Below are 10528 nucleotides of genomic sequence, written 5' to 3'. Positions count from 1 at the left end.
TGCTCCGCCCTTTGCGTTATGCCCATGCCAATTGCCGCTCTCTGTCACGCTGTGCCGCCCCCTTAGGTCCCCTCATCGTCAGACGTTCGGGCGGCCAGTCCACGCGCCGATTCGTCGCCTGCACGAAGTACAGGCATCCTTCCCGGGACCAACGGGTCCGAAGTAGTGCGAATCATGTCGATGTGGCGGCCACCGGCGAAGGCCGACGACGCACTCTGTCTAGTCAGGCCGCGCCGAGTCGATCAAGGGCGCGGCATGTAAAAATACTGAAATAAAAATCTTGACTCACCAGGGGGGCCGGAATCGCGCCAAAGCGTCATTTTATCGATTATTTTCAATGATTTAATTATGACGTAGCCGTGACAAAAGAACGAATCGCAGTAATTCCGTCACTTACCGCGCTGCAACACTATTGCCATCGCGCTGTCACAATATCGGACGCAAAAAAGGACCCGCGGGCATGAAGCCGACGGGTCCTTTTTGTTCCCTTTCGGGACGGATCGAATCAGGCGATCGCGTTCACGCTCTTGGTCAGGCGCGAGAACTTGCGGGCCACGGTGTTCTTGTGGAGGACACCCTTGGCAACGCCGCGTGCCATTTCAGGCTGCGCCGCCTTCAGTGCGGTGGCCGCGGCATCCTTGTCACCGGCGGCAACGGCGTTCTCAACCTTCTTTACCAGCGTGCGAATACGCGAAACGCGATTCTTGTTCACGACGGTGCGCGCGGTGTTGCGGCGGATGCGCTTTTTTGCCTGGGGCGTATTGGCCATAAATTCCTCGGTTTTCAAACGGTCTAAGTCGGTCGGAGCACAGCGTCACCGGAGCAGCCGAATCGCGCAAACAGGCGAATCAATGTCCGGATACGGCCGGTTCCGGTACGACCGGACCCTGCTCGAAGGGTGCGCGCATAGCCAGCTTGGCCCATATGGTCAATGGTTTTCGGGCGATTGCCCCTCTCAGCGCTGACATTTGGGGCAATAGAAGGTCGAGCGCCCGCTCTGGACGATCCGCGCGATCGTCCCGCCGCATTCGCACGCCTCGCCCTCGCGGCCATAGACGCGCCAGTCCTTCGCGAAATAGCCAAGGTCGCCCTCGGGGCTAAGGAAATCGCGCAGCGTCGACCCGCCCGCGGCGATCGCGGCGGTCAGCACCTTCTTGATCGCGGGCACCAGCACCGCGAGCTTCGTTTTGGGCACATCGGCGGCGGGCTTCGTCGGCGCGATCCGCGCCATGTTGAGCGCTTCGCAGACATAGATATTGCCGAGTCCCGCGACGATGGTCTGGTCGAGCAGCATCGCCTTGATCGGCGCGCGCCGCCCCGCCAGCGCCTTGGCGAGATAGGCGGCATCGAAAGCGTCGGACAAGGGTTCGGGTCCGAGCGTCACGAACGCCGGAAACAGCGTCAGCGGGTCGCCGCTCACCAGATCGACCGACCCGAAACGGCGCGGATCGTGAAGGAACAATCGGTGCCCTGCCGTTTCGAGCAGCAGATGATCGTGCTTGCCCGCCTCGCCGCCCTCGGTGCGCCAGCGCCCCGACATGCCGAGGTGGAAGATCATATGATCGTCGCGGTCGGTCGAGATGACGCCATATTTGGCACGGCGCGACAGGGTGGTGACCGTTGCGCCGGTGAGGCGCTGCGCGAGGTCGGCGGGAAAGGGCCGGCGCAGGTCGGGGCGAAAGGTGGTGACGGCGGTCAGCCGCTGGCCTTCGAGGAAAGGCGCAAGGCCGCGCACGGTGGTTTCGACTTCGGGCAACTCTGGCATATCGCGCATCGGGCTACGCGCCATTTGCGCGGGCGGCAAGGCCCCGCTAAAGGCCGTTCGACTTTACCTCTCCCCCGCAAAGGCGCGCAATCCATGGCCACCCCCGATACCGTCAGCTTCGGTTATGAACAGGTCCCCGCGGGCGACAAGACCGCGATGGTCGGCGAAGTGTTCAGCCGCGTCGCGCGCAAGTACGACATCATGAACGACGCGATGTCGGGCGGCATGCACCGTCTGTGGAAAGACCGCTTCGTCCGCCGCGTGAAGCCGCGCGAGGGCGAGACGATCCTCGACATGGCGGGCGGCACCGGCGACATCGCCTTTCGCATGGAGCGGTTCGGCGCGAGCATCACCGTCGCCGACATCAATCCCGACATGCTCGGCGTCGGCGTCGAGCGCGCGGCCGAGCGCGGCATCGACAGCCTCGTCTGGTCCGAACAAAATGCCGAGAAGCTCTCCTTCCCCGACCAGTTTTTCGACGCCTATACGATCGCCTTCGGCATCCGCAACGTCACCGACATCCCGGCGGCGCTGGCCGAAGCACATCGCGTGCTGCGTTATGGCGGGCGCTTTTTCTGCCTCGAATTTTCGACCAACGAATGGCCGGGTTTCGCGCAGGCTTATGACGCCTATTCGCACCACCTCGTCCCCAAGCTCGGCAAGCTGATCGCCGATGACGAGGACAGCTATCGCTACCTGATCGAATCGATCCGCCGCTTCCCGCCCATGCCCAAATTCGCGCAGATGATCCGCGACGCGGGCTTCACCGCGGTGAAGGTCGAACCGATCCTCGGCGGGCTCGTCGCGATCCACAGCGGGTGGAAAGCTTGACCCGACCCTTCACCCATATCGTCCGCCTGCTGAAGTGGGGGCGCATCCTAGCGCGCCACGGCGCGCTGCGCGGGATCGAAAGTGCGCCGCAGACTCCGCCGGGGGTCAAGCGACTGTGCCGCATCGCGCGGCTGGGCACGATTCAACCGAAGGTGCCGGACTATGCCGCGGCCTTTCAGGCGATCGGCCCCGCCGCAGTCAAACTAGGACAGACGCTCGCGACGCGCCCCGACCTCGTCGGCGAAGAAGCCGCGCATAATCTTCTGACGCTGCAGGACGCGCTCGCGCCGGTCGCGTTCGAGCGTATCCGTCAGGAAATCGAGGCGACCTTCGAAGTCCCGCTCGAAAGCCTCTACAGCGAATTCGATCCCGAACCCGTCGGGTCGGCGTCGATCGCCCAGGTCCACCGCGCGGTGACGACCGAGGGCCGCAAGGTCGCCGTGAAAGTACGCCGTCCCGGCATCGACAAGCAGTTCGCGCGCGACATCGACACCTATGAATGGGCCGCCGCGCATCTCGAGGCGCTCGGCGGCGAAGCGACGCGGCTGCGTCCGCGCGAAGTAATCGCCAATTTCCGCCGCTGGACGCTGCGCGAGCTCGATCTGCGCCGCGAGGCCGCTTCGGCGTCGGAACTGCGCGACGCGATGGTCGGCGTGCCGACGTACGAGGTCCCCGAAATCGACTGGGACCGCACCACGAGCCGGGTGATGACGCTGGACTGGATCGAAGGCATCAAGATTTCGCACCGCGATGCGCTGATCGCCGCGGGGCATGACATGGAGGCGCTGTCGGCGAACCTTGTCAACGCCTTCCTGCGGCAGGCGATCGCCGAGGGCTTTTTCCACGCCGACATGCACCAGGGAAATTTGTTCGTGAAGGCCGACGGCACGATCGCCGCCGTGGACTTTGGCATCATGGGGCGGATCAACCGGCAGGCGCGCTACTGGCTCGCCGAGATCCTCTATGGCCTGACCACGGGCAATTACCGCCGCGTCGCCGAAATCCATTTCGAGGCGCAATATGTGCCTGCCTATCATAATGTCGAAGAATTCGCGACGGCGCTGCGCGCGGTCGGCGAACCGATGCGCGGCAAACCGGTGAGCGAGCTCAGCGTCGGCCAGATGCTCGACGGACTGTTCGCGATCACCCGCGATTTTGACATGCAGACGCAACCGCACCTGCTGCTGCTGCAGAAGACGATGGTGATGGTCGAGGGCGTCGCGACGATGCTCAATCCCAAGATCAATATGTGGAACGTCTCGGGCCCCTTCGTCAGCGAATGGATCCGCGACGAACTCGGCCCCGAGGCCGCGCTCGCCGACGGGCTGCGCGAACAGGGCAAGACGCTGGCGTTGATCCCCGACATCATCCGCCGCCTCGACGCGCAGCTTCCCAGAAAGGGGGCCGCCCCCCCCGCCCCGCCGCTGCCCGAGATCCCGCTGATGTGGGAGAAGGGCGAGAAGCGGAGCTGGTGGCGCTATGCGTTGACCGCGCTGGTCGGCGCAGCCGTCGGCGCCGCTGCGCTTTGGGCGCTGGGGATCAACTAGAGCTTATATCCTTGAGTGCGTCCTTCTCGGGCTTTTTGCCGAGGTTGCGAACACGCCACACGACGACCGACAGCACGCCGAGCGCGCTGACCAGCGCGAGAAGCATCGTGCGCACGCCGCCAAGGCTGTCGGTCAACCGCGATACCATCATGTCGAAACGGCCGATCGCGTCGGCCTCGACATTGACCGCGATCATGCGGCTGTCGATCATATCGAGCGGCTTGCCATTCTGCTCGGCAAGGCTTTCGACCTTCACCCCGAGCTTCAGCTTGCCGTCTTGTTTCGGCGACACGGTCCAGTCGAACGAAAGCATGCGCGAAAGGCCGCGCTCCTTGCACTGGCGCGCCGGGCCATTGAGTTCGAACTGCGTCGCGAGCAGCTCGGCGCAGATCCACGAACCGAGCCGGATGTCGACGGTCTTGACGTCGCCCGCATCGGTCGCGCTGTCGACGACCTGCGCCGCGACTTCCCTAGCGCCGATCACCAGCTTCACCGGATAATCGCGCCCCATCTCCATCCGCCGCGGCGGGTCGAAGGCGGCGACGCCGCTCTGCATTGTCGCCAGCAAGCCGGAATAATTGGCGCATTCTTCCGGCGTCGCGAGGCCGCCGAGTTGCGGGCAGGCGACTTTGGCAGCGCCGCCCGGATCGCTCGCGGCGGAACCGGCCAAATGCGCGGCGCCCGTCGTTCCGGCGCTGGCACCCGGAACATTGATATGCCCCTTGCGCGCAGCTTCGACCTGCTTCTTCGCTTGGGCGACGGCGGCCTTGGCTTCCTCATAGGCGCGCATCGCGTCGGCGCGCGCCGATTGCTGCTCGCTTGCCGCTCGCTGCGCCATCGCCGCCTCCTGCGCGGCGCGGTAGGCGGCCGCTCGATCGGCATCGGGCGTCGATGCCGTTTCCTGCGGCAGCGGCGGAAGCTCCTGCGGCGCCTTTTTCGAACAGCCGCCCCCTGAAAGCGCAAGCGTCATCGCGAGCACAAACGTTCCGCCCCAAGCCTTGTTCATTTAGCCCCCCATGCCCGAAGGCGACCCCTGCGCCATGAAATTGCATGTTTATAAAGCCGCGTCCATCGGCGGCCGCGTGGTTACCAGACATTTACCCTAAATCGCTAAGGCATGACCTCGACCAATTCCGGACGTGAAATCCGGACAAAACCGAGGTTTCATGCGCCACGACATCCTGACTGCCGACGCCATTTTGCCGGTCGATACGCTGCCCCTCGAGGTCGCGATCGTGGTACCGACGCTCAACGAAGCCGCCAATGTCGAAAAACTGATCGAAAAACTCTCGGTCGTGCTCGCGGGACGCGGCTGGGAAGTCGTGTTCGTCGACGACAATTCGCCCGACGGAACGAGCGAGTTGGTGCGCCGCATCGGCCGAAGCTCGCGGCATGTCCGTATCGTTCAGCGCGTCGGCCGCCGCGGCCTGTCGTCAGCGGTCGTCGAGGGGATTTTGGCGACCGCCGCGCCGGTCATCGCGGTGATGGACGGCGACCTCCAGCATAGCGAGGACGCATTGCCGCGGCTGATCGATGCGATCGCGAGCGGCGGAGCCGATATCGCGGTCGGCACGCGCTATGTCGCGGGCGGCGGAGTCGGCGATTGGGACAAGGACCGCGCGCGGATGAGCCGCCTCGCGACGCGCGCCGGGCAGATCGCGCTCGGCACCGACGTGTCCGACCCGATGAGCGGCTTTTTCGCGGTACGCCGCGACGCCTTCGAACGCGCGCTGCCGCGTCTGTCGGCGATCGGATTCAAGATATTGATCGACATTTTGGCGTCGAGCCCGGCGCCGCTGAAGGTCACCGAAATCCCCTATCAATTCCGCACGCGCGAGGCCGGCGAAAGCAAAATCGGCGCGCGCGTGATCGCCGAATATGCCGAACTGATCGCCGACAAGACGGTCGGCCGCTTTGTGCCCATCCGCCTGCTCAAATTCCTGATGGTCGGCGGGCTCGGCGTCTTCGTTCACCTCGCCGTGCTGCGCACGATCCTCGGCGCGGGCAGCCCCTTCATCACGGCACAGACCAGCGCGGTGATGACCGCCATCGCCTTCAACTTCTTCCTCAACAACAGCTTCACCTATGCCGACCGCAAGCTGAAGGGCTGGCGCCTCGTCGGCGGCCTCGCGAGCTTCTATGCGATTTCGGCGCTCGGCGCGGTCGCCAACATCGGCATCGGGACGTGGATGGCCGGGCACGACGAACGCTGGTGGGTCGCGGGGGTTGCTGGCGTGCTGGTCGGCGCGATATGGAACTTTGCCATGTCGTCGGCGGTCACGTGGCGCAAATGACGGTCGGCGCGCTGGGCTGGAACCGCTTCGCCGGGGTTTCGCGCCCCGTCGCGGTGGTGGTGCTGAGCCTGCTTGCGCTACTGATGGTCTGGGGCGCGACGGGCGGCGTCGGCCGCGACTATGTCGCCGTCGCCAAGCCCACGTCGGCGCAATTCGACGGCCTCGTCGGCGATCATGCGCTCTATGCACGCATCGCGCAGCGGGTCGACGCGGGCGAATCCTATTACGCCGCGGCGGCGGCCGAACACCGCGTCGGCGATTATCCGCTGCGCCCTTTCGTGGCGGTCCGTTTGCCGACGCTGGCGTATATCGTCGCCACGCTTGGCGAGCAGAAAGCGATGATCTTCCTCCTTGCCGTCGGTGGCACGGCGATCCTTGGCTGGTACCGGCGGCTGCGGACCGAATCCACCCTCCCGCGCTATGCGGCAGTCGGCGCACTGTTCGTCGCCGCGAACCTGACGCAGCTCGCGGCGCGCGAATGGCTGTTCATCCATGAAGTTGCGGCGGGCATACTCCTGGCGCTCGCGCTCGCGCTCTATCGCCCGGCGCGTCCCTGGTGGACCATGGCGATCGTCGCGGCGGCGCTCGCGATCCGCGAGACGGTGCTGCCGGTCGCGATGCTGTTCGGGACTTTTGCGCTGATCGACCGCGACTGGCGCGCGGCGGCGGGCTGGTTGGCGATCGGGCTATGTTTCGCGGCGGGCCTTGCGGCGCATATTGCGGCGCTGGCGGCGGTCACGACCCCGGTCGACGCCGCAAGCCAAGGGTGGAACGGACAGGGTGGCTGGATTGCCTATCTGTCTTTCATCCAGGCGTCGTCGCTGCTGCGCTTTTTTACGGGATGGGTCGGCGCGCTGCTGGTCCCGCTCGCGCTGCTCGGCTGGGCTGCGTGGCGCGCTCGGCTCGGACTGGTCGTGCTGCTGATCCAATTCGGCTATGCGGCGCTGCTGATGCTCTTTGCCCGGCCGGCCAATTTCTATTGGGCGATGCTCGTCACGCCGACATTGTTCATTGGCCTCGCCTTCGCACCCGCGGCGCTGACCGCATTGGTGCGATCATTGGCGCGACCGAAGCGGGCGATTCCCGCTTCCGCCATTTAAGGCGTCCGCTTGAACTGAAGCGAGGAAGCGCATAACTGATGCGCGAAGGAGACGGCGATGAAACATACCCAGTCGATCGCCGCCCGCTTGGGCCAGGCTTGCCCCCGCTGATGTCCGCTCCGCGCATTCTTTTGATCATCGGCGGCGGCATCGCGGCCTATAAATCGATCGAGCTCGTCCGCCTGCTCCGCAAGGCGGGCTATGTCGTGCGCTGCGTCATCACGCGCGCGGGCGAGCAGTTCGTGACGCCGCTGACGCTCGCCGCGCTTTCCGAAAACAAGGCCTACACCAATCTCTTCGATCTCAAGGACGAGGTCGAGATGGGGCATATCCAGCTCAGCCGCGAGGCCGACCTGGTTGTGGTGGCGCCCGCAACCGCCGATCTGCTCGCCAAGATGGCGGCGGGCATCGCCGACGATCTCGCGACCACCTTGCTGCTGGCGACCGACAAGCCGGTGCTCGCCGCGCCCGCGATGAATGTGCGGATGTGGCTGCACGCCGCGACGCAGCGCAATATTGCGACCTTGCGCGGCGATGGCGTGACGGTGATGGAACCCGACGAGGGTGAAATGGCGTGCGGCGAATATGGTCCAGGACGCCTGCCCGAGCCCGCCGCGATCAAGGATGCGATCGACGCCGCACTAGCCAGCGCGCCGGCCCCGGTTCCACTGACCGGCCAACCCGACTTCGCCCCGGCAAATCACCGCCCGCTCTATGGCCGCCGTATCCTGATCACCGCCGGACCGACGCACGAGCCGATCGATCCGGTGCGCTACATCGCCAATCGGTCGAGCGGGAAGCAGGGTTTTGCCATTGCCGCCGCCGCCGCCGAGGCGGGCGCGGAGGTGCTGCTGATCGCCGGCCCGGTGCCGCTGCCGACACCGCCCGGCGTGATCCGCGTCGATGTCGAGACCGCGGTCGAAATGGCTGCCGAAGTGGCCGAGGGTCTGCCGGTCGATGCGGCGGTCATGGTCGCCGCGGTCGCCGACTGGCGCGCCGCCGACACTGCGGTGCAAAAGATCAAGAAGGACGGCAGCGGCGCAGTTCCGCCGCTCGCCCTCGCCGAAAATCCCGACATCCTCGCCGGCCTCGCCAAATCGCCCGACCGCCCGAAACTGCTCATCGGCTTCGCCGCCGAAACGAACGACGTTATCCCCCACGCGCAGGCCAAGCTCGCGCGCAAGGGGTGCGACTGGATCGTCGCAAACGACGTGTCTGCCGACCCGATGGGGGGCGAGAGCAATCGGGTGCATATCGTTAGCAAAGACGGGGTAGACAGCTGGGACCGGCTGCCCAAACAGGCCGTCGCCCGCAAATTGATGGAAAAGATCGCCGATGAACTCGACACCCGCGCACCGCTTGAAAGAGATTGAAATCGCCCTGCAGCGGCTGCCCAATGGCGGCGGCCTGCCCATGCCCGCCTATGCCAGCGATGGCGCGGCGGGGATGGACGTCGTCGCGGCCGAGACGCTGACCTTGCGCCCCGGCGCGCGCCACGCGGTCGCGACCGGCTTTGCGATGGCGATCCCCGCCGGTTATGAGGTGCAGGTCCGCCCGCGGTCGGGCCTCGCGCTCAAGCATGGCGTCACCTGCCTCAACACCCCGGGAACGATCGACAGCGATTATCGCGGCGAGGTAAAGGTGATCCTCGCGAACCTCGGCGACGAGAGTTTCGAGATCAAACGCGGCGACCGCATTGCCCAGCTCGTCCCCGCGCCCGTCCAGCGCGCGGCCTTTGCCGAAGTCGAGACGCTGGATGAGACGGCGCGCGGTACGGGCGGTTTCGGGTCGACGGGGGTGGAAAGCGACGCCATCGACGAGACCGCGGACACCGCCGGGCTTGCTTCGCTGTCAGGCATCCAGCTGCGGCGGCCGGTCGAATAGATTGCTCAGCGACGCCGAACTCGACCGCTACGCCCGCCAGATCATCCTGCCGGCCTTTGGCGGTGCAGGACAGGCGAAGCTGAAAGGCGCGCATGTCGCGGTGATCGGCGCAGGCGGCATCGGCTGTCCGGCGATCACCTATCTGGCGGCGGCGGGCGTCGGCAAGCTGACGGTCATCGACCATGACGTCGTCGAACTCAGCAACCTCCAGCGACAGCCCTTGTTCACCGACGCCGATATCGGGGCACTGAAGGCCGATGTGGCCGCGAGCGCGGCGCGGCGGATTAACCCCCATGTCGAAGCGGTCCCTGTCGCCGAACGGCTCGACAGCGGCAATGCCGAGGCGCTGCTCGAAGGCGCGAACCTGATCCTCGACGGCTGCGACAATTTCGACACGCGGCTTGCCGTCAATCGCGCCGCGGTCGCGCTCGAGATTCCGCTGCTCAGCGCCGCGATCGGCGCCTTCGAGGGACAGGTTGCGCTTTACGAAGGCTGGCGGACGGAGCAGGCCTGCTACGCTTGCCTCGTCGGCTCCGATCCCGACCGCGAAGGGATCAATTGCGCCGAAACCGGCGTGATGGGCGCGCTCGCGGGGATGATGGGCACGATGGCGGCGCTGGAGGCGGTACGCGCGCTCACGGGCCTTGGATCGTCCTTGACCGGCCGGCTCGGGATCGTCGATATGCTCGACCGGCGCTGGCGCGAGGTCGGCGTGCCCAAGGATCCCCAATGTCCGATCTGCCCGTCCTGAACGTCATCGTCGCGGTCGCCGAAGGGCGGCGGCTCTACGCCGCGCTCGAAGCGGGGATGGCAGCGGCGGCGCTGGGGCGGCCGGTGCGGATATTCCTGCAGGGTGAGGCGGCTGCTTTGCTGCGCGATCCCGTGACCTTTTCGGGCGACGACGCCCGCCGCGCCGCGGGCCAGCCCGACCTCGCGTGGCTCGCCGAGGAGGCGATCGCGATGGAGATCGAGATGTTCGTCTGCCAATCAGGCATGGCGCTTGTCGGCGTGGCGGCGACCGAATTGATGCCGCATGTCCGCGCGGCAGGGTTGGTCAGCTTCATGGCCGCGATCGGGCCCGACGACCGGCTGGTCGTCTACTGACGC

The 10528-nt window shown here is 66.0% G+C and carries 11 protein-coding genes; 8 read left to right on the top strand and 3 right to left on the bottom strand.

Going from position 1 to position 10528, the window contains the following annotated elements:
• Positions 1-505: 505 nt before the first annotated feature.
• Complete coding sequence (rpsT, locus tag SKP52_RS23395; protein ID WP_037514171.1) at positions 506-769, bottom strand: 30S ribosomal protein S20; 264 nt, start codon at positions 767-769, stop codon at positions 506-508.
• A 186-nt stretch (positions 770-955) separates the two neighbouring features.
• Positions 956-1765 (bottom strand): bifunctional DNA-formamidopyrimidine glycosylase/DNA-(apurinic or apyrimidinic site) lyase, encoded by an 810-nt coding sequence (gene mutM / locus SKP52_RS23390; RefSeq protein WP_039582209.1) that lies wholly within the window; start codon positions 1763-1765, stop codon positions 956-958.
• A 93-nt stretch (positions 1766-1858) separates the two neighbouring features.
• On the opposite strand from mutM, the gene SKP52_RS23385 reads away from it, so the two are divergent.
• Both SKP52_RS23385 and ubiB read left to right on the top strand, forming a co-directional pair.
• Positions 1859-2596, top strand: a complete 738-nt coding sequence (locus tag SKP52_RS23385; protein WP_039579150.1) for a class I SAM-dependent methyltransferase — start codon at positions 1859-1861, stop codon at positions 2594-2596.
• On the top strand, positions 2593-4143 hold the full coding sequence (gene ubiB, locus SKP52_RS23380; RefSeq protein ID WP_039582207.1) for a 2-polyprenylphenol 6-hydroxylase: 1551 nt from the start codon (positions 2593-2595) through the stop codon (positions 4141-4143). The genes SKP52_RS23385 and ubiB overlap by 4 nt, the downstream gene beginning before the upstream one ends.
• On the opposite strand, the gene SKP52_RS23375 is transcribed toward ubiB, so the two are convergent.
• Positions 4136-5149 (bottom strand): hypothetical protein, encoded by a 1014-nt coding sequence (locus SKP52_RS23375; protein WP_039579146.1) that lies wholly within the window; start codon positions 5147-5149, stop codon positions 4136-4138. The genes ubiB and SKP52_RS23375 overlap by 8 nt on opposite strands.
• Positions 5150-5309: 160 nt before the next feature.
• On the opposite strand from SKP52_RS23375, the gene SKP52_RS23370 reads away from it, so the two are divergent.
• From SKP52_RS23370 to SKP52_RS23345, 6 genes are all read left to right on the top strand, one after another.
• Complete coding sequence (locus SKP52_RS23370; RefSeq protein WP_052208787.1) at positions 5310-6437, top strand: glycosyltransferase; 1128 nt, start codon at positions 5310-5312, stop codon at positions 6435-6437.
• Positions 6425-7537 (top strand): hypothetical protein, encoded by a 1113-nt coding sequence (locus tag SKP52_RS23365; RefSeq protein WP_148309222.1) that lies wholly within the window; start codon positions 6425-6427, stop codon positions 7535-7537. The genes SKP52_RS23370 and SKP52_RS23365 overlap by 13 nt, the downstream gene beginning before the upstream one ends.
• A 110-nt stretch (positions 7538-7647) precedes the next feature.
• The gene (gene coaBC / locus SKP52_RS23360) at positions 7648-8910 is read left to right on the top strand and encodes a bifunctional phosphopantothenoylcysteine decarboxylase/phosphopantothenate--cysteine ligase CoaBC (protein ID WP_039579143.1); all 1263 of its coding nucleotides are present in this window, start codon (positions 7648-7650) and stop codon (positions 8908-8910) included.
• Positions 8873-9421: a dUTP diphosphatase gene (gene dut / locus SKP52_RS23355; protein WP_039579139.1), complete on the top strand. Its 549-nt coding sequence runs from the start codon at positions 8873-8875 to the stop codon at positions 9419-9421. Before coaBC ends, dut begins: the two co-directional genes overlap by 38 nt.
• Before the next feature lies 1 nt (position 9422).
• Positions 9423-10172, top strand: coding sequence for a HesA/MoeB/ThiF family protein (locus SKP52_RS23350; RefSeq protein WP_039579136.1), 750 nt, complete (start codon positions 9423-9425; stop codon positions 10170-10172).
• A complete protein-coding gene (locus SKP52_RS23345; protein WP_039579132.1) occupies positions 10151-10525 on the top strand; it encodes a DsrE family protein in 375 nt (124 codons plus the stop codon). Before SKP52_RS23350 ends, SKP52_RS23345 begins: the two co-directional genes overlap by 22 nt.
• Positions 10526-10528: the final 3 nt, after the last annotated feature.

It is taken from the genome of Sphingopyxis fribergensis (assembly GCF_000803645.1).
Taxonomy (GTDB): domain Bacteria; phylum Pseudomonadota; class Alphaproteobacteria; order Sphingomonadales; family Sphingomonadaceae; genus Sphingopyxis; species Sphingopyxis fribergensis.
Note: the sequence above shows the minus strand (reverse complement) of the source record. Positions and strands in the feature narration are given on the sequence as shown.

Excerpts from the sequence above, each read along its gene's own strand:
- rpsT (WP_037514171.1), bottom strand. The coding sequence starts at position 769 with ATGGCCAATACGCCCCAGGCAAAAAAGCGCATCCGCCGCAACACCGCG.
- mutM (WP_039582209.1), bottom strand. The coding sequence starts at position 1,765 with ATGCCAGAGTTGCCCGAAGTCGAAACCACCGTGCGCGGCCTTGCGCCT.
- SKP52_RS23385 (WP_039579150.1), top strand. The coding sequence starts at position 1,859 with ATGGCCACCCCCGATACCGTCAGCTTCGGTTATGAACAGGTCCCCGCG.
- SKP52_RS23375 (WP_039579146.1), bottom strand. The coding sequence starts at position 5,149 with ATGAACAAGGCTTGGGGCGGAACGTTTGTGCTCGCGATGACGCTTGCG.
- SKP52_RS23370 (WP_052208787.1), top strand. The coding sequence starts at position 5,310 with ATGCGCCACGACATCCTGACTGCCGACGCCATTTTGCCGGTCGATACG.
- coaBC (WP_039579143.1), top strand. The coding sequence starts at position 7,648 with ATGTCCGCTCCGCGCATTCTTTTGATCATCGGCGGCGGCATCGCGGCC.
- dut (WP_039579139.1), top strand. The coding sequence starts at position 8,873 with ATGAACTCGACACCCGCGCACCGCTTGAAAGAGATTGAAATCGCCCTG.
- SKP52_RS23345 (WP_039579132.1), top strand. The coding sequence starts at position 10,151 with ATGTCCGATCTGCCCGTCCTGAACGTCATCGTCGCGGTCGCCGAAGGG.